The sequence below is a fragment of the Sunxiuqinia sp. A32 genome, from assembly GCF_052690465.1.
The window spans coordinates 244,561-269,712 of record NZ_JBQYLI010000002.1 but is presented as its reverse complement, the minus strand read 5'-3'; the positions used below and the strand labels follow the sequence as shown (position 1 = coordinate 269,712).

Here is a 25,152-nt window from a genome sequence, read left to right as displayed (position 1 = left end):
ATTCAACTTTTAAGGTTAACGAATTTGTTTTTCCAATTTGCCCATTAATGAGGCCGATTTATTATACACTTCATCCATGGTAACCCCGCTGGCACTTGGTGCGTAGCGAGCAAATTCGCAGGAGTCAATTAAACTATTCAACTCATCAGTAAGTTCGATAGTTACTTGTCTTTTCTGTAAAGAACTAACCGCATTTTCACGATTTAAATCAGCAACAGGAATATTAAGCTTATCACTCAAATAACCCCAGAAAGCTTTCAGAATAGCTTCGTAGAATTCTTCAGCTTTTTGCTGTTTCAAGAAGACTGATGCAGTTTTTAAACGTTTCCTGGCTACTTTATTAGCCTGTTTATTTCTTACCAATTGTAGATTGGCATTTTCCTTCAGTTTTTTACGATAAACCAATGTAACAATTAAAAACAAAAGTGCACTGCCAAGGTAGCTTAAGTAGAAAGCCAAGCTTCCATAAAATGTTGTGGCTTTTGATTTAAGTTTATATTGATTTTGCTTGATGTATCGGATATCTTTTCCAATGTAGCGGACATCTTCTTTCGAGAATGCGCTGGTAACGGTAGCAGTTTGCTCATCGTCTCCTTTTGCTACGTTGATAGTGAATTCCGAAGACTTTTTATATACATATTTCCCGGTAGCAGGATTAAAGTAGGCAAATTGAACAGCAGGAATCGTGTATTCACCAGCAAAACGAGGAATGAATAAATATTCAAATGTTTTGCTTCCTCTCAATCCATTGTCTGATGCATTTAAGTTATCAGTTGTCTTTGGGTCATAAACTTCAAAGTCACTCGGTAGTTCTAATTTTGGAGCTTCAATTAACCTAAGATTTCCATTGCCTGAAATTTTGACCGAAAGTGTAACCGCTTCGTTTGCTTTTAAATTGGTTTTATCCATAGAAGCTGAGAAGTCGAAATTACCAACCGCACCATAGAAACTGGCAGGAGGAGATGGTAATTCTTTCACACTAATATTTACAGGGTCACTAACAACTTTCGCTGGAATTGTCCGGTAGTTATCAAAGAAATCATCAAAGAAACTTCTTTGTTGACGTACTCGTTGACGCACCAGACAGGTAATTTCAAACGGATCTATTTTGATTTTTCCTGTTTGCTGTGGGAAAAGGATGGTTTTTTTAAGAATACCAACCTGGTAAATTTTATTATCATACACTTCACGAGAAAAACTGATCTGACTTGGTATATCAATTTCCTGCGTCCAGAAACCTTCGTAAGAAGGAAGTTTTACATCATCAAAACTGGTAATTGGTACCGTAGGAGCAACATATATTTTTACTGTGGCAATTATTTGTTCTCCTTTAAATACATTTCTTTTATCAAGATCAACTTTCACAAAAAGGTCGTCTTTGTCGAGGCTTGCTGTGGATGTCGATTGCTGCTGCTGCGTTGATTGCTGAGATCCGGAAGAAGCTTTTGCTTTGACTACCTGAATGTCAAGTTCATTGGATTCATAAACTTTACCATCAACTTTTATAGAGCCCGGGCGAATGGTAAAAGAACCTTCTTTTTTTGCTCTTAGAATGAACGTATAAGAATAAGAGTTTGACTGGGTGACTTTTCCGTTAATAATTTGACTGCTGAAACTGGTAGAGGTAGATGGTCCCATCAAGACTTCAAAGTTTGACATATCCGGTAATTGCAAATCAGTTCCACGCTCGTTTAGCGTAAATGAAAGTCTGAATTGTTCTCCAACCGATACAACATTTGGTCCCGACATGGTGAATTTCACATTGTCAGCATTCGAAAGTAATGCGGTTGCTATGAATAATATGGTAAAAACGATTTTTCTAATCATTGTTTTGTCCATGCTTTAAATTCGTTGCAAAAATATAAAATAACCGTACAAAGCGTTAATTTCTGATCGACTATCTATATTGCTGAGTCATTTTTGACTCCAATTATTACCAATCTTTATCTGTTTGTCGTTGTTTCGCTTTTGCAGCTTTTGCCTTTTTTACCTTCTCCTGAATTTTTTCCTCATCATTTTGCAAAGCCTGCAACAATCGTTCAGCGTTTTCTTTCGATATTTTTTGTTGCTGCGGTTGCTGCTGTTGTTGTTTATTCTGATCCTGGTCCTGATTCTGTTTATTCTGGTCTTGCTTTTGCTGTTGATCCTGCTGGTCTTTGTTCTGATCTTTATTTTGATCCTGATTTTGCTGTTGGTCTTTATTCTGGTCCTTATTTTGATCCTTGTTGTCTTTATCCTGATCCTTATTTTGATCTTTATTTTGTTTCTGCTGTTGTTCCTGTTTCTTTTTCAGGTTCATCGCGTACACCAAATTATATTTACTATCCAGATCATTCGGATTATTTCTTAAAGCATCTTTATACGCTTCGATACTTTCATCCAATTTGTTTTGCATTAAAAGCGAATTTCCCATGTTGTGATAGGAGCGGGCTTTTTCAATTTTATCAGAGCTTTTATCGGCAATTTCGCCAAAGCCAGCCGCTGCTTCTTCAAACTTCATTTGCTTGTACATTGCGTCTCCCAAATTGAATTTCCATTTTAAGTCATCAGGGCGCTTATCCAATGCTTTTCGATAAGCGGTTTCTGAAAGACTAAAAGTGGTTGTATCCAATTTTGTAGTATCAGAGAGCGCTTGCTCAAACAAGCTATTTCCTTCACGGACAAATTTGCGTTCATTTTGAGCCTGACTGTTTAGCGTGAAAACAGTTAGCAGAATAATAAGAATGCTGTAATATTTCATTAAAATCTTTCTCATCTTCCAAATAATTTGATGTTTTTCAAATATTTGTTTTTCCGTTCTAAAGTCATGAAATCAACTAATATCAATAGCAGTGCCAATGCAATGAACCACTGATACTGCTCTTCATATTCCGAATAAACCAGCGATTCCATTTCAGCCTCTTCCATTTTGTCAATTTCATTAAACAACGTATTCAGCCCAACCTGCGCATTGTTTGCACGTACATAGATTCCTTTACCAGCGGCAGACACCTGTTGAAGCATCGTTTCATTCAATTTGGTAATTACCACGTTACCTTCCTTATCTTTCCGGTAATCTTTTTGTCCGTTTCTGTAGATTGGAATTGGACCTCCCTGAGGTAATCCCATCCCAATGGTATGCACAATAATACCTTTTTCAGCTGCAGCTGTTGCCGCTCCAATTGCATCATCTTCATGGTTTTCACCATCGGTAATAACTACTATTGCTTTGTTGCCTTCAAACTGAGGACTAAACGAGTTGGTTGCCAATTCTATTGCTGCACCAATTGCAGTTCCTTGTCTTGGGACAATTTCAGTATTAACCGCATTTAAGAACAGCTTTGCAGATGGATAGTCTGTTGTGATTGGTAATTGTGTATACGCATCACCAGCAAAAACTATTAATCCAATTTTATCGTCGCTCAAGTTGTCAACCAGCCGTGATATCGCCCTCTTCGCACGTTCCAAACGATTTGGTTGAATGTCTTCAGCCATCATCGAGTTGGAAACATCTAAAGCTATGATTAACTCAACTCCTTCGCGTTTTATAGTTTTTAACTTGCTGCCAAACTGTGGACGCGACAAGGCAAAAATTATAGACGAAAGAGTAAACAGCCAAATGATAAATTTGAATACCGGCCTGGATTTACTCACATTCGGCATGAGGTATTCTAAAGTTTCCATTTGTCCAAAGCGTTCCAGAGCTTTTCTTCTACTGCGACGTGAGAGCCAGAATAGAATTACTAAGATTGGAATGATTACCAATGCATATAAATAATCAGGATGTGCGAACCTAAACATCTCCATTTTCTGTCTTTTTTAGGGAATATTCCTGAATAATGTTGTTTTTAATAATAATCCAAGCAAAAGAATTAGAATTGCTCCAAGAGCATATTTTTCAAATACTTCATCTTTTTTGCTGTATTCTTTTACTTCAATTTTAGATTTTTCCAGTTGATCAATTTGTTCGTAAATATCGACTAGTGTACTATTGCTTGTTGCACGGAAATATTGTCCATCAGTTATGTTGGCAATTTCCTGCAAGGTTTCTTCATCAATTTTTACCTCAACATCACGAATTTGCGTGCCAAATGGAGTTTGCATCGGGTAGGGGGCGGTTCCAATGGTTCCAACACCTATCGTGTACACACGAATACCGAATGTTTTAGCCACTTCAGCAGCAGTTACTGGAGCAATCTCACCACGATTGTTTTCACCATCAGTAAGCAGAATAATTACTTTACTAATGGCATCACTTTCTTTTAATCGAGTAACTGCTGTTGCTAAACCATTCCCAATTGCAGTTCCATCTTCTATCATGCCGCTTTCAATATCCTTAAAAAGATTGATTAAAACTGCATGATCAGTTGTAAGTGGACATTGCGTAAAACTTTCACCAGAGAAAACGACCAGGCCCATTTTATCATTGCGACGACCAGATATAAACTCTGTTGCTACATTTTTAGCTGCTTCCAATCTGTTTGGTTGAAAGTCCCTGGCAAGCATGGAACTCGAAATGTCTAGCGCAATTACAATATCAATCCCTTCCGTGGTAACGTCTTCCCAGCTATTCGATGTTTGCGGGCGAGCAAGAGCGATACTTAATAAGCCAATTCCAGCCATTTGCAAAACAAATGGTAAATGGCGCAGATAGTATTTCCAACCTTTGCCAATATTACGAAACCCCATTATTGATGAATAGCGGATACTGGCTCCTGCTTTTCGATACCTGAAAATATACCATGCCAACATGGGTACAAGTACCAGCAAAACGTAAAAATACTCCGGATTTCTAAATTCTATTCCGTTCATTCTTCCATTATTTTAGCTCAACTTCTTCACCTTCCAGATCTTCCTGTTCAGGCTTCCCAGTTTTCTTTACTTCAATTTTTGTTTGATCCACAAAGAAATAAGCATTCATTAAGCTTAGGTTGTGATCATCAGGACCTGGAGTGTATTTCGCAAATTTGACTAAATCAGATAAGCGAAGGATATTTTTCAGTTCACTAAATGATTTTTCAGCAACCAATCCTTTTTGTTCTTCGAAAGCCTTGATCGTCTCATCTGTAGTATATTCCATTGCCCGAATGTCAAATCTATCTTCGATGTAGGTTCTCAATGTATCAGCAACCTCACTATAGAAAAGTTTAATTTCTCCGTGTTGCCAAGGTTTTTCATTTTTTACTTTATCGAGTCTTCTCAATGCAATAATATGAGGCGCTTCTTTGGGTTTCGAGGCTTTTCCAAATACGGGCTTATTATTCTTCCGTCTTCTGATATAATAGAAAATGAAAAATAACAGTGCACCTATTAAAATAATTCCCAAAATATAAGGCGATACTTCTGCTAAAGTAATTGGAGCACCATATGGTTTTTTAATATCAGTAGGTCCCATTGTTGTATCAATGGGCATGCTGTGGACAAAAAACTCAACGGGTACTGTTTCAATGGTGTCTGATAGATCGTTATACTTCAACTCAAAATAGAATGGTGGTATTACCTGTTGACCACTGTCAAAAGAAGTAATTGTCAGGTTTTGTATGATTTTGATTTGTTCACTTTCTTCTAATTCGAAAGTATCTAAAGGTGAACGTTCAATTACCTCAACCGTTGAAGACAAAGAATCACCTATTTCAGGAAATATAATGTCCACATTGTTCGGTTGATCCAATTCAAGCCTAAGCTTTACCTGATCTCCAATTAAAATTTGAGTGGAATCCAACACTGCTTTCGCTTGTATCTTTTGTGCCGAAACGGATCCATTAATTCCGATCAGCGATACAATTAATATTGCTATGATTTTTATATGCTTCATAGTTATGCTTTTAACCCCCGCTTTTTAAACAAAGTCACCAGGGCTTTTACATAGTCATCATTGGTATTGATGTCGGTATAATCAACACCACTTTTTTTGAATATATAATCTAGCTTCGCATTGCTTTGCTTCCACCAGTTTTCATATGTATCCCTTACTTTCTTGCTACTGGTATCAACCCAAACATATTCGCCGGACTCTGCATCTTTCAGTTTAATCATGCCAATTGGCGGCAGTTTAGTTTCCCGTTTATCATAAATTCGAAGAGCCACTACATCATGCTTATTATTGGCGATAGTCAATGATTTTTCAAAATCTTCTTCATTCTGAATAAAGTCCGAAATAATGAAACTCGTGCATCGCTTCTTAATTGCATTGGTCATGTAGCGAATTGCTTCGGTGATGTTTGTTCCCTTGTTATCAGGTTCAAAATCAATTAATTCACGAATGATATGCAAAATATGAGATTTGCCTTTCTTGGGGGGAATAAACTTCTCAATTTTCTCAGAAAAGAAAATAACCCCAATCTTATCATTATTTTGAATAGCCGAAAATGAGAGGATAGCTGATATTTCGGTGATTACATTTTTCTTAAACTTATTGAAAGATCCAAAATCACGGGAGCCGCTCACGTCGATTAATAGCATGACGGTTAGTTCACGTTCTTCCTCAAAAATCTTGATGTATGGTTTGTTATAACGAGCAGTAACATTCCAGTCAATACTGCGAACATCATCTCCAAACTGGTATTCTCGCACCTCGCTAAAAGCCATGCCTCGACCTTTGAAAGCAGAGTGGTATTCACCGGCAAATATATTCCGGCTCAGGCCTCTCGTCTTAATCTCGATCTTCCGTACTTTTTTTAATAGATCAGTATGTTCCACTTCAAAGAAGTTTCTAGTTTAAAATTCAAATTCCACATCACAAAACACAAATTCCATGTTCCAAGTTTTGATCGATTAACGAAAATTCTTTTTCGAAACCTGCAACTTTCTATGGTACTTCAACAGTATTTAGAATTTCGGTGATGATATCTTCCGATGTAATGTTATTGGCTTCAGCTTCATAACTTAATCCGATACGGTGGCGCATCACATCAGGGCATACTGCCCGAACATCTTCTGGAATTACATATCCACGACGCTTAATAAATGCGTATGCTTTTGCAGCTTGTGCCAAACTAATACTTGCCCTTGGAGAACCTCCATAAGAAATCATGTCGGTGAATTGATCCAATTTATAGTCTTGTGGATTACGTGTTGCAAATACGATGTCAACAATGTACTTGCTAATTTTTTCATCCAGGTAAACATCCTTAACTACGTCACGCGCTTTAATGATGTCTTCTGGTTTCAGAATTTTAGTCGCCGTTGGAAATTCCTTCAATAAGTTTTGTTGGATAATCAACTTTTCTTCCTCTTTTTGAGGATAGTCTATAACCACTTTCAGCATGAAACGGTCAACTTGCGCTTCGGGAAGAGGATAGGTACCTTCTTGCTCAATCGGGTTTTGAGTGGCCATTACCAGGAATGGTTCTTCAAGTTTATAGGTGTTTTCTCCAATGGTTATTTGACGTTCCTGCATTGCTTCCAGTAAAGCTGATTGCACTTTTGCCGGCGCCCTGTTAATCTCATCCGCCAATACAAAATTGGTAAATATGGGGCCTTTTTTTACCACAAACTCTTCGTTTTTCTGACTGTAAATCATGGTTCCAAGCAAGTCGGCAGGAAGCAAGTCCGGTGTGAACTGGATACGCGCAAATTTTGCGTCAATAGTTGTAGAAAGAGTGTTAATGGCGAGTGTTTTTGCCAGTCCGGGAACACCTTCCAAAAGAATATGGCCACCGGATAGTAAGCCAATCAACAAACTTTCGACCAAATGCTTTTGGCCAACAATAACTTTATTCATTTCCATACTGACCAAATCCACAAAAGAACTTTCTTTTTGGATTCGTTCATTCAATTCACGAATATCTACTGATTGATCCATATTGTTTAATTATTATTCTCAGTTAAGGTCGACGAAATTAATTCATCATTGCATAAAAAAAGGTGTATTTTTGTTAAAAATTGTTAAGCATACACCCGCTGAAAGAGCTGTAAAATTAATAATTCTGGCGGTTTATGAACAAGATATTTTTATTTTTTTACTTTTGAATTAAATTCAAAAATTTTGAGACAACGCTACTTTATAGAACTGGCCTACAAGGGAACTAATTTTCATGGTTGGCAAATTCAGCCAAATGCGAAAACTGTTCAGGAATTTATTGAAAATGGATTATCGACTATTTGCAGAGAGACCATTGCAGTTACTGGGGCCGGGCGGACAGATACCGGCGTACATGCAAGTTATTTTGTAGCACATTTTGATTCAGAAAAATCGAATTTAGATCATCCTAATTTTACATATAAACTAAATAGTTTTTTGAATAGTGATATCGTAATTTTCAGTGTTCATAAAGTACAAGAAGACGCACATGCTCGTTTTGATGCAAGCTCAAGAACCTATCATTACTTTATTAATGTACAGAAAGATCCATTTACTCAGGAAACTTCCTGGTATTTACGATACCCGCTGAATGTGGATAAAATGAATGAAGCCTGTGCGGTTTTGTTTGATTATATTGATTTCACCAGTTTCAGTAAATTACATACCGATGTAAAGACCAATAATTGCAAAATCTATTATGCGAAGTGGAAACAAGATGATAATCGCGTGATTTTTAAAATTAAGGCTGATCGTTTTCTTCGAAACATGGTTCGTGCAATTGTTGGCACCATGGTTGACATCGGACAGGGAAAGATTTCTGTTCAAGATTTACGAGATATTATCGAAGCTAAAGATAGATCTGTTGCAGGTGTCTCTGTGCCGGCTCAAGGTTTGTTTTTATCCCATATTGCGTATCCTGAGGAAATATTTGCTGGAACTTCCATCTTTGAGTAAATAATATTTCTATTAATATAAGATCCTCGGGAAAAATCTCCCGGGGATTTTTTTGCTTTTTAATTTTCTCCATCCATTTTTTTTGTAATTTCGCATTACTTTCAAAAGTTAAGCTAAATATCATTTATTCTTCATTCTGAAGAAAATAGCATCTCACCGATTAGATCATAAGTGAGTAGTTATTTCATGTTTACATTTTTATAATTTTTTACTTGAATTAATGCAAAGCATAAATTCAGAATAAAATCATTGAATATTATGATACAAAATATCTTAACAAATTTGAAGCGGCCAAAACTATATACAAACGGTACTGCTGTAATGTGGACTGATGACCATATTTCGAAACAACTTCTGGAAATTCACTTAAATGAAAACGTTGATTTGGCTAGTAGAAAACAATCAACAATTGAATTAACAGTTAGCTGGATATTATCACAGGTCAGCGGAAAACAACTGAACATTCTTGATTTAGGATGTGGACCCGGATTGTATGCTGAAAAGTTTGCAGAAAAAGGACATAAAGTTACTGGAGTAGATTTCTCAAAAAGCTCAATTGATTATGCAGTGTGTAAAGCAAAGGAGAGAGATTTGGATATTGAATATGTTTGTGATGATTATCTTAATTTGGATATCAATCCAGATACTTTCGATTTAGTAATTCTCGTTTATACTGATTTTGGCGTACTTAGGCCTATTGAACGAGAAAAGCTCCTGTCGAAGATAAAGCAGGTTCTTAAGCCAGGAGGAACATTGGTTTTTGATGTATTAAATGATGTCGAACTTCAAAGGAAGCTCAATCCAAAGAGTTGGGAGGCGTCAGATGGTGGTTTTTGGAGAGATCATCCTTATTTAACTTTGTCGGAATCATTTTTCTATGAAAAAGAAAAGGTAATTCTTTACCAACACAAGGTTATAGATGAACAAGAAAATATTGATGTTTATCGATTTTGGACCCATTTTTTCTCTCACCAAGACTTGGCATTGATATTAGAAGGTCAGGGATTTGAGAAGCCTCGTTTCTTTGAAAATGTATTTCGGGGAAATGATCTATGGAGTGGAGAATATCTAACTTTTTGTGTTGCAAAAAAGCCTTAGGATAATGCAATAAATAGTAGCTTACCAAAGATTGGTAGGCTACTATTTCTACATTTTAAATTAGTTTCCGATAACTTTCCTTGATGAGATCAGGGAAATAACAAGCAATTAAGCCTAGGAGCTCATCTTCAGATTTAATATTCTGGGTAATAATGCGTTGAGCAAATTTTTGCCGTTTATCAATAATAGAGAGATCGAGTTCTTCTCCGTTGCTATTGTAAATGCTGGCAATAGTACAAGATCCAAATACGTGATTTTCGCATCGATACACAAGAGTGAAAGCCTGAGTTTTAACAACAAAGTTTCTGCATTCTTCACTAACCGGATCTATTCCGATATAAACAGGATAATTAGCAAATTCATATGATAATTCGTAGGTAGTAAGTACTTTCCCTTTTAAAGATATTGGTTCCCGTGCCGTTTTAATTGTATAATCTCCAAGATCTGTTAGGGAAGCTCCACTTATTACCTCATCTTCGAGTACACTCTGCTGGGCTTCTAATGAAAAGCACGCGAGTAAAATCATTGCTATTGTCAGAATTAATTTTGTTTTCATGTTAACTGTTTTTTCTGATTCGCCGATAAGTGGAATCGATTAATTTTCGTCTTTGTACAGTCGTTATGGTATTTAAATAACCAGAAAACTTTTATCATTCCACTTTCGGTTGCCCAATTCCTAAATCATATTTTCCGAATCCATTTCCGGAATAGTATTAATAATACTGATCATTGTTTAGTTAGATTGTGAGAAAATAAGGGGGTCTTTATGACGCTATATGTTAAATATAATTGTCCATCTAGACTAAACGCATACCTAATAAATTAGTACGTTCAATCTTTCACCCTGTTGCGTCAAAATAGGAGTGAAGGCAGCTCTTGTAGACAGCTCGGTGGTTTTACACGAATGTTAAAAAAATGCTAGAGTGCCAGTGGTACGTTTTGAATAAAATTATCGCTTATTATTTGAACATGTGTAGCCCAGAGCAAGTGTTTGATTTATTAACCTGCAAATTGCAATTCGCTTAGTGTATAATACAATCCGGATTGGTCTTGTACCAACTCGTTATGTGTACCTTGCTGAACAATTTGCCCTTTGTCAAGAACGATTATTTTGTCCGCTTTTCTTATGGTTGAGAGTCTATGAGCAATAACTACAGAGGTTCTTCCTTTCATAAGCTTTTCCAACGCTTCCTGAACCAATCTTTCCGATTCTGAATCAAGCGAGCTGGTAGCTTCGTCCAAAATTAAAATACGTGGATTTTTTAATACTGCTCTGGCAATGGCTATTCGCTGTCTTTGTCCACCTGATAGCTGAACCCCGCGCTCTCCAACAATGCTTTCCAGACCATTTTTGCACTCTTTTATAAATGACCATGCATTGGCTTGTTTTGCAGCTTCAATAATTTCATCGTCAGAAGCATCTTGTTTCCCATATGCAATATTTTCGCGGATCGTTCCCCCAAAAAGGAAAACATCTTGAGGGACAACTGCTATTTGAGAACGTAAAACGGTAAGCGGAATCTTCCCGCTATCCCTATCATTGAAGTAAATTGTTCCGTCTTTCAGTTCATAAAAGCGAAGCAATAGGTTTACAATTGTTGATTTTCCGGCACCACTCGGCCCAACCAATGCAACTTGTTCATTTGTTTTTATATGAAAAGATATGTTTTTAATTACATCTGTTTCCTTTCTTGACGGATAATGAAAAGAGACATCTTTAAACTGAATATTACCGTTTAGAATATCTTCCTTTTTAATTTGGCTTTGTGGCATTACAACCTCAACCGGCTCATCTAAAATCTCCAACAAATTTTCAGTGGCACCAATGGCTTTCTGTAACCTGGCATATACATCCGCGAGTCCCCCCATCATTCCGGCAATAAAAGCACTGTATAAAACAAATGAAAATAATTCTCCGGCGGCCATCTGACCATTCGAAATCAGAATAGTTCCTCTCCAGATTACTGCTACCATTGAACCAAACATCCCAATAATCATAAAAGCTGAGAAAGCGCCGCGATAAATTCCTCCGGTAATTCCAGTTTGCGCTACTTTATCGGTCATTTCGTTGTACCGATCAATTTCAAAAAATTCGTTTGCATACGCTTTCACATTCTGAACTCCCTGAAGTGTTTCTTCTACAATGGTGTTTGAATCGGCGACCTGGCTTTGCATTTGTTTGGAATATCTCCTGATAAAACGGCCAAATACTATTGCTAAAATAACAATTAATGGAAGTACCAACAACATGAACAGTGTAAGCTTCGGAGAGATGAAAATGAGTAGAATGATTCCTCCAGTAATAATCAATAATTCTCGTAGAAGGTCAGCAACTGTTGATGTTAAAGTATCTTGTAATAACGAAATATCCGATGAAATTCGACTGGTTAATTCTCCAACCCGACGTTTTAAAAAGAAGCCCATCGGCAGGCGAATCATGTGTTTGTATGTATGTTGTCTTAGTGAAGCAAGGGTTTTTGAAGTTACGCGGACAAAAAGATTGGTTCGCATAAAACTAAATATGGCCTGTAAAACAAGCAATCCTGCCAATATCAAAACAACTTTATTAATTTCTGATTGAGGTTTCCCCTGGTTGCCATAGTCAACCAGAATACCTAGAAGTTTTGGAAATGCCAAAGTTGCACCACTCGTTAGCAATAGGAAGAAAAGGCCAGCGAAAAATTCATATTTAAAAGGTTTTAAAAACGAGTATAAACGCAATGTTTTTTGCAATGAGGCCTTATTTATTTTCTTTTTTTGCTTGTCTCTTTCCATGTGTTTTAAAATGGCTTTGATAATATCTCCAATTTTGGAAAACAGCTAATGGTTGGATTGGTTTAAATTCGTATTTAAACGAGATAATCAACCAAAATGGCTTTTCTAAAAGGTTATGTGTAAACGCTTGAAATTTAGAATTGGGAAAACGCCGTTAAGGCTAGAAGAAATTAGCTTAATTTCCCTTTATAGTCCTCATAACCAAATTTCCGTACTAATTCAAAATTACCATCAGATTTTAAAATGCCGATTGAAGGATGTTGAACACCATTGAAAAAGGTTGTTTTTACCATGGTGTAGTGAATCATATCTTCAAGGATAATCGTATCTCCAATTTGCAATTCCTGATCAAAGGACCAATAGCCCATGTAATCGCCACTTAGGCATGAGTTTCCCCCCATGCGATAGGTTGGTTTACCATCAATCGGACTTGAATGTGCATGACGAATACGAGGTTGATAGGGCATTTCCAGGCAATCCGGCATATGTGCCGAAAACGACACATTTAGCATGGCAGTCTTTATTCCCTTGTTCTCAACAATATCAAGAATGCTAGCCTTTAAGAATCCAGTCTCCCAAGCAAAAGCACTACCTGGTTCAAGTATAATTTTTATGTGTGGATGCCTGCTTTTAAACTCCTGTAAAAGACGAATTAAATGCTCAGTATCGTAGCCTTTTCTGGTCATTAAATGCCCGCCACCCATATTCACCCATTTGATTTGACCGAAGAACTTTCCGAATTTCGCTTCTACAGCTGTCAGTGTCTTTTCTAAATCGGTTGAATAGGATTCGCACAGGGTGTGAAAATGCAATCCTTCAATTCCTTCGGGAAGTTTGTCGCCAAGTTGCTCAGCTATTACACCCAAGCGTGAACCCGGGGCGCAAGGGTTGTACAATTCGGTCTCAACTTCCGAGAATTCAGGATTTATCCGAATTCCTGCTGAAATTTTGTGATCTGAAGTTGATAATTTTGAAGAAAACCTCTCAAACTGACTGACAGAATTAAAGGTAATGTGGCTTGAGCATTTCATTAATTGATTAAATTCAACTGGATCGTAAACCGGAGCGTAGGTATGCGCTTTAGTTTTCATTTCATCTGTACACAATCGAGCTTCACTTAATGAACTGGCAGTGGCGCCACCAAAGTATTCACGTACAATTGGAAATGCACTCCACATGGCAAATCCTTTAAATGCCAATATAATTTCGATGCTAGCTTCGTCAGCAACCGAGCGAATTAATCGAAGGTTTTTACGCAATAAGTTTTCCTCTAAAACAAAACAAGGAGATGGTATTTTATAAAAATCGTTCATCATGAAATTTCAAATATTGAATACAACAAAGAAACTAATTTTAGTTCACGATTCCTTTTCAATCTTGAAAACAACTATTGTTTTTTTAGTGAATACTGATTAACAACATTGGTTTTTACTGCACATCTGAAAAGTTGGTTTTTAACTTAATTAATGTCAGACTATAATTCAAATATACTCGTGTTATTTTGTTGATACTTAGAGAGGTTTTCGGAAGCAGAGAAATATAGAAGTTAAATCATTAATTAATATTTTGAAATGTCGTGATTCTCTTATATGTTTGTACATATATTAAATGTATGAACATATAAGTGCAATTGATACTTTATTAGTAACTTAACCTTTTTCAAAACCTAACTTCCATGAAAAGTATATCGTGTGCTACTCTGCTAATACTTTTGCTCAGTTATGTGTCTCAAGCTGGCAATATTTGGTCTATCGGTGAAAATGATAATTCATCGTCCGATTTGGCATTGGGACCTTCGGAATACAAAAAGTTTTTAAGTAGAGACTTTGGGTTTGAGGATCGGTATTTCTTGGTTGGACATTCAATGGCTATTTCGGATTTTCCTTATGTATTACCAGGCCCTGCAGATACATGGGGTGGAACCTGGGGAACTTCTGGGTGGAGGACTCATGAGGTAAACATATTATTTGGTTTGGAAAATGAACCAGTAAATGGGGAGTACCACTTAATTATTGATTTGGTAGACTCCAATCCAAATCGGTCATTAATGAAAGTGAGTGTCAATTCAAAAAGCCAGAAATTTCTGTTAAAAGGAGTGAATGAGGAATCTATAAATGAAGATTCAGATCATTCAGTGGAGAAAATTATTGATATATCGTTACAGGCCTCCGATTTTAATAAAGGCGGAAATTGTGTGAAAATTTCAATATTGGAAGGATCTTGGGTGGTATTTGATCAGGTAAAATTGGAAGGCCCATCAGGAAATCAATTAATTAAAAATGATCAGGCTTTTATTCGGTCAGTTGAAGCGGCATCGTATGAAATTGAAAGCAAGGGACGCAAAGTTCAGCCTTTGATAGTAGATGTTGAACATCTTGATGGAAGTCCGGTGTTAGCGGTTGAGCTGGATAAGAAGCAAATTTATCAGGCCACATTAGATACGGGTAGATACCAGCTTGAAGTACCAATGCCGGCAGTAAAAAAAGCGAAAAAAAGCACCTATCGAATTTTCGTTGATGGGAAGGAACTTGAAAAAGGTTCTGTTGATCGGTCACCAATGGCTGAACAAACATTAGCAGATTATGTGGATACCCGGATAGGAACGGCGCATTCAAGGTGGATGATTGCTCCTGGACCATGGATGCCTTTCAGCATGGTTAAGATGAGCCCCGATAATCAGAATATTGGTTGGCAAGCTGGATACCAGCCTACTTTTGAAACAATTGGATGTTTTAGCCATATTCATGAATGGACCATGGGAGGACTAGGAATTATGCCGACAAATGGAATGCTGGAAACTGTTGTTGGAGATCAGTTTGAGCCAGATTCTGGATATAGAGCCAGAATTGATAAATCAACAGAAGAAGCACCATTGGGGTATTACAAAATTTATATGCCAGATACTAAGATTTGGGCTGAGATTACTGCAACTACCCGGTGTTCATTACAGCGATATACATTTCTCAAAGATCAGGATGGGCGAATAATGATTGATCTTCATATACAAGCTGAGTATGATTATTTACTAAAAGATATTGAAATTGAAAAAGTTAGTGACTACCGTATTGAGGGAGTCAGTCACCAACTATCTCCTCGACCCAGGGTCTGGAGTAATGATGCAGATCAGGAATATACGGTTCATTTTGTTATTGAATTTGACCAACCCATAAAAGCAGCAGGAGGTTGGTTGAATGAAAGATTGGTTGATATTGATGAGATCGAGGGGGCAGATTTTAAAGATGCAGGAATTTATGTTGAGTTTGATACAAAGAAATCACCAATTGTTCAGCTTCGTTCTGGCATCTCGCTGGTAAGTGTTGAGAATGCCTCGATGAATCTAAATGAAGAAATTACTAAGCCATTTGGTTGGGATTATGATGCAGTTGTCGAAAATCAAAAAGAAGTTTGGAATAGTTACTTATCACGAATAGAGATAACTACAGATAATCGTATGGAAAAAGTGCGATTTTACAGCAATTTTTATCGCTCGCTTTGCAGAAATACCTGGAGCGATGTGAATGGCGATTGGATTGCTCCGGATGAGACGAAACAAACTTTTACCAATCCAGATCATTTAGCGTTAGGCTGTGATGCATTTTGGAATACATTTTGGAATTTGAATCAGTTTTGGAACTTGGTTACACCTGAATGGTCATCAAAGTGGGTGAATTCGCAGTTGGCGTTATATGATGTTAATGGATGGCTTGCAAAAGGTCCCGCAGGCATGGAATACATTCCAGTGATGGTCGCTGAGCATGAAATTCCACAAATTGTATCTACCTACCAAATGGGAATTCGTGATTTTGATGTTGAAAAAGCTTATGAAGCAGTGAAAAAAATGCAAACAACTCCGGCATCTCCCGTTGCTGGTGGATTTGCTGGAAACCGCGATTTAACTTCATATTTGAAATATCATTATGTGCCGTCGGATTTAGGACGTTTTTCAAACACCCTGGAATATTCGTATGATGACTGGACGGTTTCTCAGTTTGCAAAATCACTAGGAAAGATGGAAGATTTTAAAACCTTTAGTGAAAGAGGTACCTGGTGGAAAAATGCATTTAATTCTGAAACTGGTTTTGCCCAGTTAAGGGAGAGTAATGGTCAGTTTGTGGAACCATTTGATCCATTTCAAACAGGCAGGAATCATCATTATGTGGAAGGAAATTCATGGCAGTTAAGTTATTTCGTGCCGCAGGATGTTGCTGAATTAGCCAAAATAATCGGCGAGAAAGCTTTTGTTGATCGCTTAAAATGGGGATTTGTTGTTAGTGAACCGTGGAGATATAATGCTCCAAATGATCAGTACTGGGATTATCCGGTAGTTCAGGGAAATCAACAATCCATGCACTTTGCATTTCTTTTTAACTGGGTTGATCACCCATGGCTAACACAAAAATGGAGCCGTTCAATTATCGAAAAATATTATGGAACTGGTGAAGCAAATGCTTATTTAGGAGATGAGGATCAAGGTCAAATGAGTGCTTGGTTCGTTATGGCTTCAATTGGCTTGTTTCAAATGGATGGAGGTTGTCGGCAAGAGCCAATTTATGAAATCGCGAGTCCACTTTATTCTAAAATTGTTATTGATTTGGGTGAGAAATATGGGAGAGGTAACCAATTTGTCATTGAAGCAGAAAATGCATCACGAGCAAATAAATATGTGCAATCTGCCAAACTGAATGGTAAAGATTTAAATACTTTTTGGTTTCCTGCTATTGAATTATTACAAGGAGGAAAGTTAACTTTGTTGATGGGAGACCAGCCCAACAAGGATTGGGGAATTGGAACCCCAGCTAAAAAATAAAGTGATTATTCAACGACTTAAAATCGAACAAACTATGAACCTGAAAAAGATAGTTAACTCCAATTTTATTAAAACAATATTTGCATTTCTGGTATTTGGAGGTTCCATTTTATCAATAAACGCTAAGGGGCTAGATCCAATTGATTATGTCGATCCAAATATTGGTACAGCCCACTGTCGCTGGTTTTTCTATACTCCGGCTGCTGTTCCATTTGGAATGGCAAAATTGGCGCCATCAACGGATGCACACTTGGGAAATAAAAGCGGTTGGCAGGCTGTAGGCTACGATTTTCGACATCATTCAATAGAGGGATTTGCAAATTTTCATGAGTTTCAAGTTGGCGGTGTTGTTATTGCTCCGTCGATTGGCGAACTGAAGACAGTTCCTGGGGAATTGGATAATCCAAATCAGGGATACCGTTCCCGTTTTGAAAAAAGTGATGAATTAGCACGGCCGGGATATTATTCCGTTCTATTAAAAGATTATGTCGTTAAAGCTGAATTAACAGCTACAAAAAGGGTTGGTTTTCACCGATATACTTTCCCGGAGACAGAGCAAGCACATATATTGTTTGATATTGGAAACAAACAAGGGGAAAGCGGAGAAGTGAAAGATGCATATATGATATATACGGCAGATAACCGAATTGAGGGATATGTTATCACCTCACCTGTTTATGTGAATAAGTATCAGAAGGGGGCCGATGTGAGGATGTTTTTTTCCGCTCAAATAAATAAGAAGCCAGAATCATATGGTGGTTTTAGGCAAGATTCTATTAAAGCGTTTCAAAATGAAATAAAAGGAGTAGGTGCAGGAATGTATTTTACGTTTAGTACAGTGGCTGATGAAGCTATTGAGATTAAAGTAGGACTTTCTTATACTTCAATTGACAATGCCCGCAATAATTTAATTAGTGAAGCAACCGATGTTGATTTTGATTTAGCGCTGGAAAGAGCCACCAAAACCTGGTCTGATTATTTGGGAAGGATTAAAGTGGAGGGAGGTAAAGAAGAGGATAAAATGAAGTTTTACACCGGATTGTTTCATGCTTTGTTGGGACGAGGATTAGCGAGTGATGTTACTGGAGCCTATCCAAAAAATGATGGAGGAGTTGGGCAAATTGAACTGGATGAAAATAACGAACCAATTCATCAACATTATAATACGGATGCTATTTGGGGGGCTTTTTGGAATCTAACCCAATTATGGGCAGTTGCTTATCCTGAATATTTTTCAGACTGGATTCAAAGTCAATTGCTTGTTTATAAAGATGCTGGTTGGTTAGGTGATGGAATAGCTTGCAGTAAATACGTGTCTGGTGTAGGAACTAATTTTGTTAGTCTGGCAATCGCTTCAGCATATAATTGTGGCATTCGCGATTTTGATGTGGATTTAGGATATGAAGCGGCTTTGAAAAATGAGATTGGATGGCAGGGTAGAATTGAAGGAGCTGGTAAGACCGATCTGAAGCAATTCGTTGAAAAAGGATATGTTCCTTTTGAAGATCGATTTGGAATGGGCACTTCAGAAGAGGGAAGTGGCTTTGCTGCTTCTCATACCCTGGAATATTCTTTTAGTAGTTATGCTGTTGCTCAATTTGCAAAACAGCTGGGTAAAACGAGCGACTATGAAAAGCTTTCTGCGTTATCAAAAGGATGGAAGTTGATATATGATTCGAAAACGAACCTGATTAGACCGAAAGATACGGGGGGCAATTTTATTTCAGAATTTAATCCTTTAGAGCCGTGGCGTGGTTTCCAGGAGGGGAATGCCGTACAATATACCTTTTATGTGCCTCACGATATTGAAGAATTAGTAGAAACAATAGGAGCAGATACCTTCAATAATAGGCTCGATAGCATCTTTATTGAATCACGAAAAAACATCTTTGGTGGTGGAAAAGAAGTCGATGCATTTTCTGGGTTAAAGACACTTTATAATCATGGTAATCAGCCTAATTTGCATATTTCCTGGTTGTTCAACTTTTCTGGAAAGCCATATTTGTCTCAGAAATGGGTACGCGCAATATGTAATGAATTTTATGGTACCGAAGGTATTCATGGTTATGGCTTTGGTCAAGATGAAGATCAGGGACAATTAGGTGCTTGGTATGTAATGTCGGCTATGGGACTATTTGATGCTAAGGGGTTAACCGAGATTAATCCTGAATTTCAAATTGGAAGTCCATTATTTGATAAAATTACGATCAAGTTAAATCGTGATTATTACGAAGGACGAACCTTTACCATCAAAACAAAGAACAACTCATCAACTAATGATTACATTCAGTCTATTGAGTTGAACGGAGAAATAGTTAACACCAATTTTATACCATTTTCGACAATAACGAATGGGGGACAAATGATTATTGAACTGGGAAATACTCCATAATTGTGTTTTTGCAACCATCGGTGAAGTTTAAATGTTATTATGAGGTGATTATTCGATAGTTCTACGGGTAAAGGACGGCCAGTGGAAAAGCTAAGTTGCACGCTGTAATAGGGAAATATGGGGATCATTGATATGATTTGATATTGAGAAGAACAGATAGGATACAGGATATTTTATAACTAATTCACAAACACATGAAACGTAGAGAATTTATAAAAATATCATCAACTGCTGCATTGTCTTCAGCAATACCCCTTGTTGGATTCCCCAGAATGATTAGTGAGTCATCGGTTAATTTGAAACAGAATTTTCTGTTGAAAGGTTTTGAGGATGAACAGGAGGAGTATCCATCATTAGTGACCGACGGCAAGGGGAATATATGGATACATGCACTTCGAAGAATGTCTTACCCTGCTAATGCTGAGCTAATATCATCATTTCATTACAATGGAATTGAATGGAAAGAAACCGCACCAGTAACTTCCTCACCAGGTCAATATGAATCTCCTGTTTCTGCTTGCGCATCAGGCGGAAAACCAGTGGTTGCATGGACAGAAATAAAAGATGAAGATTGGGTGATAAATACATCAATGTTAACTGCAAGCGGATATGGTGACGTTCATTCTTTTCCTGTAAAATCTGGCAAATCCATCAATCCTGTGCTTATTGCCGGCGAAAATAGAAACTGGATTGCCTGGGAGAATTTGCATGATGGAAGATTCACTATTTATCTAAGCAAATACGAAAATGGAAAATGGTCAGATTCCTTCATCGTAGAAAAAAATGGGGGAAGTTGTTTTGATCCTGCAATTGCTGAAGATAAAGATGGTAAGCTGTATCTGGCCTATGGCTATAATCAGGGATACCATCAGAATATTGAAATGTTGATAATTGATGGAAATTCATTACGAGTTACGAAGACCATTCCCGTGGCTGTTGGTGGAGGATTGAAAAACAGAGCAAATATAAATTCGAAGCCCGCCCTGGCATTTGATGAAGAAGATCGTTTATGGATTACTTATGAGAATAACCGCAACAATCATCGGTTAGAAGATGGAGATAATTATACGGGAGATCTTTGTTGTGCAATTCTCTCATATAAAGATGGAAAAATTGTTGAAGTTGAAAATACAGGGAAATGGTTATTTACAGGAAAGAATGACCATAAGCCAACGTTTATAAAAGATAATAGCAATCATTTATACTTGGTTACGAACTGTGGTGGTGATTTTGTTGGTAATCCTTTCTGGCAATACCGCATATCATGGCTTGATCCACAAAAGGGGTGGAGCCAACCAGTTACTCTTTTACAAACTGATCAAAAAGGAGTATTAATACCACCGGCAATCGCATTTGATGAAAATAACCAGTTGTGGTTATCGACTATGTTGGAGAAGCGATTTGCCAACCAAGAATCAAGCAATACGAATGAGGTTGTACGTTCGCTATTGACTCAGTTGTCAGTGCAACAGTATCATATTCCAAAGCTGGAAGGGCTTTATGCTGATCTCTCATTTATAGACACGACTGTAACGGAATTCCTTCCAGGGGATAACGAGATTTCCACGATGAGTGGCCATCCAGATATTGTGGGGGAGCAGATTGAAGTGAATGGTGAAGTTTACAAATTGGTTTATGGAAATTTGCACGAGCATTCAGAAAAGTCACCATGCTGGCCCGCTGGAACCGATGGTACTTTACATGAAGATTACCGATTTGGCATGTTTACCGAAAACTACGATTTTGTAGCTATTACGGACCATGGTTATTCCATGACTGAGGTATACTGGCGAAAAAATATGCGTGTGGCTGAGTTTTATAATCAGCCAGAAACATTTGTTGCACTGCCTGCTATGGAGTGGACATTATCTTCGAATAAAGAATTGAATGATATCGAGTACGGAGCCGGGCATTACAATGTAATTTTTTCATCGGTTGAAGAAGGCAGGAAGTTTATTCGTAATGAGCAGGAAATTTATTCGGTTTATACTCCGGAAACCAATAATTCAGTGGCGCTATGGAAATTTCTGCATGAAAAGAATATTGATTGTATAAGCATTCCACATCATCCGGCAGATGAAATGCATCCGCTTGACTGGGATGTGCACGATGATTATTATGTCCCAGTGGTCGAACTTTTTCAATGCAGAGGGAATAACGAATATCCCGGTTGTCCACGTGAGCATAATTTGGAGAGACATTTTACAACCAAATATAAAAGGGCCTTTGTAAACTATGCACTAAAGGAGAAGAAACAACAAATGGGATTTATTGCCAGTGGTGACCATAATGGGATGGGAGTTGGAGTCGCTGCAATTTGGGTAAAAGAACTGAATCGTGAAGGCATTTTGGAAGGCTTGAGGAGCAAACGCTGTTTTGCAACAACAGGTGATAAAATGATCATTGATTTTAGGATGAACGGAGAAACTTCCGGATCGGTGGTGAAAAGTGCAAACGCGCCAAAAATAAGTGTAAATGTTAAAGGACAACGAGAACTTTCGAAGGTGGAAATCCTTAAAAACAGCAAGGTAATTAAAGAGTATACTGTCGCTGGTGGTTCGTTGGAATTTAATGAGCAGTTTGTCGATGAACTTTATCAGGATGAATCGGATGTTTTGTATTATTACGTCCGTGTTACTCAGAAGAATAATGAAATAGGATGGTCAAGTCCAATATGGATCGATTTGAATAAAGCTTAATTCGAAAAACGTGTATTTTCAGGAAAAGCTAGAATCACTCATTGATAGCAAAGATATCTGTTACTTGCAACGCGTGTTCCTATGCTGATAAAAATAGATTATTTTTAAGGGTATAAATATTTAAACTAAACTAACCTTGATGAAAACGATTTCTAAATTTCTACTTGCCTTATTTTTAATTTCAATTTTTTTTGGATGCCAGGAAAAAGAGGTTCCTGTAAACACACTTTCAAAAAGTGAGATTAAAGATGGTTGGGAGCTATTGTTTGATGGACATTCCATGGACCAATGGCGTGGCTATCATAAATCCGATCTCCCTGAAATTGGCTGGGGGATACAAGATAATGCCATTTTCTGCGGTGCTTCTGATATGGGCGAAGCCGGTTCTGGTGGCGACCTTATTACACGTGAAATGTATTCAAATTTTGATTTGAAGCTAGAGTGGAAAATCAATAAAGCAGGAAATAGTGGCATTTTGTATTTAGTGACTGAAATTCCAGATGAACCTGCATGGCATGGAGCTATTGAAATGCAAATTCTGGATGCTGTTGATTTTCCAATGGAATTGAAGCCAGCTCAGCTTTCAGGTTCTGCGTACGATCTTGTTGCTGCAAATCCTGATAATGTTAAACCTTTTGGTGAATGGAATCAAATTGAAATTATTGTTGACAATGGGCATGTAGAACAATGGCAGAACGGTGCTAAGGTTGCCGAATATACCCTTTGGACTCCTGAGTGGGAAGCAATGGTAATGGAAAGTAAATTCAAAGATTATCCTGAATTTTTATATATGTCGAAAGATGGTTTCATAGGATTGCAAGATCATGGAGGAGGTGCGTGGTTTCGAAATATAAAGATTAAGAAGTTGTAATTTTCAGATATAATTACAATCACCTCAAAGGGGTTTAATTTGTCCATATTGCAGCCACAGGCTTGATTAAATAGGCATGAAATTTACCTTACTAATTGAACGAACAGAAATTATCATTTCATTTTGAACATTCCACGAACATATGAGTAGTATTCTGCCCTACGATGTATGAGATAGTACTATCAGCCAATCAATAAAACTAAACTAATATGAAAAGAAGAGATTTTTTAAGAAAGACAGGAATTGCGGGAACGACAATTGCTATAGCTAGTTCTGGAAATAGAATGTTTGCAAGTGATGTTTTTAGTAGTTCAATGATCAAGGTTGATCCGTCTCCAAAGTTTGAATTATCTCCATGGTTATATATGCAATTTATGGAACCCCTGGGCGTAACCGATAGCTCTGTGGAAGCTGCTTGGAACCATGAAGCTGATTCATGGAGAAAAGACGTTGTCGATGTTACAGCAGAGCTGGCGCCAGGAATGATGCGCTGGGGAGGACTATTGAGCGCATATTATAAATGGAAAGAGGCTGTAGGGCCCAGAAATGAAAGAATCCCAATGCGAAATCTGGTTTGGGGTGGTATCGAATCAAATCAAGTAGGAACAGCCGAATTCGTGGATTTTTGCAAACAAGTGAAAGCTGATCCGTTAATCTGTGTCAATTTTGAGTCGGAGGGTTATGCAAACTGGGCAAAAACTCCAAAAGGCGAAGTGCGTTTTGCTGATGCAAAGGAGGCTGCCGAGTGGGTTGATTATTGTAACAATCCATCAAATGCGAAACGAATCTCACATGGCGCAAAAGATCCCTATAACGTAAATGTTTGGCAGATTGGAAATGAGACTTCCTACGCGAAAGATCGATTTAATCTGGAAACTGCTGCAAAAAAGACAATTGAGTTTGCAAAAGCCATGCGTGGTGCTGATTCATCAATTAAAATAATTGGATGGGGAGATAGTGGTTGGACAAAAAAAATGATTGAATACGCTGGTGATCAAATGGATTATGTCGCTTTCCATCATATGTTTGATCCTGGTCAGGATATCAAAGATTCAGTAATTGTTGATAATCAATACCGTTATGATCCGGATGCTACATGGGATATTTTGATGAACGGATATAAAATTCATGAGCGGAAAATTCTCGAAATAAGAGAGCAAGCTGAGCCATTTGGAAAACAAATGGCGTTAACAGAATGCCATTACTCAATCAGGGGAAGGAACAGATGTGAAATATTGTCGTCGTGGGCAGCCGGAGTTTCTTATGCGCGTATGATGAATTTGCATGAAAGACACGGTGATTTATTGAAAATAGCAACCTTAGCTGATTTCTGTGGAAACCGTTGGCAGGTAAATGCGATTATGATTCCTGTTCCGGGAGGGAAGTCTTTTATGATGCCTGTAGCCAAGATTATGAGCCTTTATAAAAAGTACAGTGGAAAAGAATACATTCAAGTTACTGATGTTCCGGAAGGTTTGGATATTACTGCCAGTCGCACGGGAAATAAGATTTATTTGCATGTTGTGAATGTTAATCGAACTAAATCAGTAAAAACTTCGGTTGGTATTGCTAATATGGAAATCAAGTCGGGGAAAGCATATGAAATAGCTGCTGATCCTGAATTTGAGATTATGAGGGCATCAAATGATCCACTAATTCCAAAAGAAAAAGTGTTAGATATAAACGACTTACATGAGTTTCCTGCAGCTTCAGTAACTGCTGTCGAGTTGGATGTTGTATAATGAATTGGATCAGTAAAGCTTGATTGATAAT

General features: G+C 37.5%; 17 protein-coding genes. 7 read left to right on the top strand and 10 right to left on the bottom strand.

Translation table 11 applies throughout. From position 1 onward, the window contains the following. Nucleotides 1–15: 15 nt before the first annotated feature. The 7 genes from ACUNWD_RS03025 to ACUNWD_RS02995 form a co-directional block, all read right to left on the bottom strand. Nucleotides 16–1,827 carry a BatD family protein gene (locus ACUNWD_RS03025; protein WP_445586287.1) on the bottom strand — a complete coding sequence of 604 codons (1,812 nt, stop codon included), beginning with the start codon at nucleotides 1,825–1,827 and terminating at the stop codon, nucleotides 16–18. 106 nt (nucleotides 1,828–1,933) lie between these two features. Continuing rightward, a complete protein-coding gene (locus ACUNWD_RS03020; RefSeq protein ID WP_445586286.1) occupies nucleotides 1,934–2,755 on the bottom strand; it encodes a tetratricopeptide repeat protein in 822 nt (273 codons plus the stop codon). Beyond that, nucleotides 2,752–3,786, bottom strand: coding sequence for a vWA domain-containing protein (locus tag ACUNWD_RS03015; RefSeq protein WP_445586285.1), 1,035 nt, complete (start codon nucleotides 3,784–3,786; stop codon nucleotides 2,752–2,754). The genes ACUNWD_RS03020 and ACUNWD_RS03015 overlap by 4 nt, the downstream gene beginning before the upstream one ends. Before the next feature lie 12 nt (nucleotides 3,787–3,798). Further along, complete coding sequence (locus ACUNWD_RS03010; RefSeq protein ID WP_445586284.1) at nucleotides 3,799–4,791, bottom strand: vWA domain-containing protein; 993 nt, start codon at nucleotides 4,789–4,791, stop codon at nucleotides 3,799–3,801. Nucleotides 4,792–4,798: 7 nt separating this feature from the next. Next, complete coding sequence (locus ACUNWD_RS03005) at nucleotides 4,799–5,794, bottom strand: hypothetical protein (RefSeq protein WP_445586283.1); 996 nt, start codon at nucleotides 5,792–5,794, stop codon at nucleotides 4,799–4,801. 2 nt (nucleotides 5,795–5,796) lie between these two features. Continuing rightward, entirely contained in the window at nucleotides 5,797–6,678 is an 882-nt protein-coding gene (locus ACUNWD_RS03000; protein WP_445586282.1) for a DUF58 domain-containing protein, read from the bottom strand. A gap of 109 nt (nucleotides 6,679–6,787) precedes the next feature. Beyond that, a complete protein-coding gene (locus ACUNWD_RS02995) occupies nucleotides 6,788–7,783 on the bottom strand; it encodes an AAA family ATPase (RefSeq protein ID WP_445586281.1) in 996 nt (331 codons plus the stop codon). Between the two features lie 183 nt (nucleotides 7,784–7,966). On the opposite strand from ACUNWD_RS02995, the gene truA reads away from it, so the two are divergent. Then, nucleotides 7,967–8,737 (top strand): tRNA pseudouridine(38-40) synthase TruA, encoded by a 771-nt coding sequence (gene truA / locus ACUNWD_RS02990; protein WP_445586280.1) that lies wholly within the window; start codon nucleotides 7,967–7,969, stop codon nucleotides 8,735–8,737. Between the two features lie 258 nt (nucleotides 8,738–8,995). After that, nucleotides 8,996–9,835 (top strand): class I SAM-dependent methyltransferase, encoded by an 840-nt coding sequence (locus tag ACUNWD_RS02985; RefSeq protein ID WP_445586279.1) that lies wholly within the window; start codon nucleotides 8,996–8,998, stop codon nucleotides 9,833–9,835. Between the two features lie 55 nt (nucleotides 9,836–9,890). On the opposite strand, the gene ACUNWD_RS02980 is transcribed toward ACUNWD_RS02985, so the two are convergent. The 3 genes from ACUNWD_RS02980 to nspC all read right to left on the bottom strand — a co-directional run bounded on the left by ACUNWD_RS02980 (nucleotide 9,891) and on the right by nspC (nucleotide 13,926). Continuing rightward, nucleotides 9,891–10,391: a hypothetical protein gene (locus ACUNWD_RS02980; protein WP_445586278.1), complete on the bottom strand. Its 501-nt coding sequence runs from the start codon at nucleotides 10,389–10,391 to the stop codon at nucleotides 9,891–9,893. Nucleotides 10,392–10,834: 443 nt separating this feature from the next. After that, a complete protein-coding gene (locus ACUNWD_RS02975) occupies nucleotides 10,835–12,610 on the bottom strand; it encodes an ABC transporter ATP-binding protein (RefSeq protein WP_445586277.1) in 1,776 nt (591 codons plus the stop codon). A gap of 170 nt (nucleotides 12,611–12,780) precedes the next feature. Next, on the bottom strand, nucleotides 12,781–13,926 hold the full coding sequence (gene nspC, locus ACUNWD_RS02970; RefSeq protein WP_445586276.1) for a carboxynorspermidine decarboxylase: 1,146 nt from the start codon (nucleotides 13,924–13,926) through the stop codon (nucleotides 12,781–12,783). Between the two features lie 359 nt (nucleotides 13,927–14,285). Between nspC and ACUNWD_RS02965 the strand changes: the two genes are divergently transcribed. The 5 genes from ACUNWD_RS02965 (at nucleotide 14,286) to ACUNWD_RS02945 (ending at nucleotide 25,121) form a co-directional block, all read left to right on the top strand. Then, on the top strand, nucleotides 14,286–17,417 hold the full coding sequence (locus ACUNWD_RS02965; protein WP_445586275.1) for a GH92 family glycosyl hydrolase: 3,132 nt from the start codon (nucleotides 14,286–14,288) through the stop codon (nucleotides 17,415–17,417). 34 nt (nucleotides 17,418–17,451) lie between these two features. After that, a complete protein-coding gene (locus ACUNWD_RS02960) occupies nucleotides 17,452–19,809 on the top strand; it encodes a GH92 family glycosyl hydrolase (RefSeq protein WP_445586274.1) in 2,358 nt (785 codons plus the stop codon). A 194-nt stretch (nucleotides 19,810–20,003) separates the two neighbouring features. Then, nucleotides 20,004–22,508: a DUF3604 domain-containing protein gene (locus ACUNWD_RS02955; RefSeq protein ID WP_445586273.1), complete on the top strand. Its 2,505-nt coding sequence runs from the start codon at nucleotides 20,004–20,006 to the stop codon at nucleotides 22,506–22,508. A 139-nt stretch (nucleotides 22,509–22,647) separates the two neighbouring features. Beyond that, nucleotides 22,648–23,379: a 3-keto-disaccharide hydrolase gene (locus ACUNWD_RS02950; RefSeq protein ID WP_445586272.1), complete on the top strand. Its 732-nt coding sequence runs from the start codon at nucleotides 22,648–22,650 to the stop codon at nucleotides 23,377–23,379. A gap of 209 nt (nucleotides 23,380–23,588) precedes the next feature. Then, nucleotides 23,589–25,121 carry an alpha-L-arabinofuranosidase C-terminal domain-containing protein gene (locus tag ACUNWD_RS02945; RefSeq protein ID WP_445586271.1) on the top strand — a complete coding sequence of 511 codons (1,533 nt, stop codon included), beginning with the start codon at nucleotides 23,589–23,591 and terminating at the stop codon, nucleotides 25,119–25,121. The last annotated feature ends 31 nt before the right edge of the window (nucleotides 25,122–25,152 follow it).

What these genes read in the sequence shown, in the direction of transcription:
- ACUNWD_RS02975 (WP_445586277.1), bottom strand. Translation starts at nt 12,610, where the DNA reads ATGGAAAGAGACAAGCAAAAAAAGAAAATAAATAAGGCCTCATTGCAA.
- ACUNWD_RS02985 (WP_445586279.1), top strand. Translation starts at nt 8,996, where the DNA reads ATGATACAAAATATCTTAACAAATTTGAAGCGGCCAAAACTATATACA.
- ACUNWD_RS03015 (WP_445586285.1), bottom strand. Translation starts at nt 3,786, where the DNA reads ATGGAGATGTTTAGGTTCGCACATCCTGATTATTTATATGCATTGGTA.
- ACUNWD_RS02945 (WP_445586271.1), top strand. Translation starts at nt 23,589, where the DNA reads ATGAAAAGAAGAGATTTTTTAAGAAAGACAGGAATTGCGGGAACGACA.
- ACUNWD_RS02980 (WP_445586278.1), bottom strand. Translation starts at nt 10,391, where the DNA reads ATGAAAACAAAATTAATTCTGACAATAGCAATGATTTTACTCGCGTGC.
- ACUNWD_RS02965 (WP_445586275.1), top strand. Translation starts at nt 14,286, where the DNA reads ATGAAAAGTATATCGTGTGCTACTCTGCTAATACTTTTGCTCAGTTAT.
- ACUNWD_RS02950 (WP_445586272.1), top strand. Translation starts at nt 22,648, where the DNA reads ATGAAAACGATTTCTAAATTTCTACTTGCCTTATTTTTAATTTCAATT.
- ACUNWD_RS02995 (WP_445586281.1), bottom strand. Translation starts at nt 7,783, where the DNA reads ATGGATCAATCAGTAGATATTCGTGAATTGAATGAACGAATCCAAAAA.
- ACUNWD_RS03025 (WP_445586287.1), bottom strand. Translation starts at nt 1,827, where the DNA reads ATGATTAGAAAAATCGTTTTTACCATATTATTCATAGCAACCGCATTA.
- ACUNWD_RS03020 (WP_445586286.1), bottom strand. Translation starts at nt 2,755, where the DNA reads ATGAGAAAGATTTTAATGAAATATTACAGCATTCTTATTATTCTGCTA.
- ACUNWD_RS02955 (WP_445586273.1), top strand. Translation starts at nt 20,004, where the DNA reads ATGAAACGTAGAGAATTTATAAAAATATCATCAACTGCTGCATTGTCT.
- nspC (WP_445586276.1), bottom strand. Translation starts at nt 13,926, where the DNA reads ATGATGAACGATTTTTATAAAATACCATCTCCTTGTTTTGTTTTAGAG.
- ACUNWD_RS03010 (WP_445586284.1), bottom strand. Translation starts at nt 4,791, where the DNA reads ATGAACGGAATAGAATTTAGAAATCCGGAGTATTTTTACGTTTTGCTG.
- ACUNWD_RS03005 (WP_445586283.1), bottom strand. Translation starts at nt 5,794, where the DNA reads ATGAAGCATATAAAAATCATAGCAATATTAATTGTATCGCTGATCGGA.
- ACUNWD_RS02960 (WP_445586274.1), top strand. Translation starts at nt 17,452, where the DNA reads ATGAACCTGAAAAAGATAGTTAACTCCAATTTTATTAAAACAATATTT.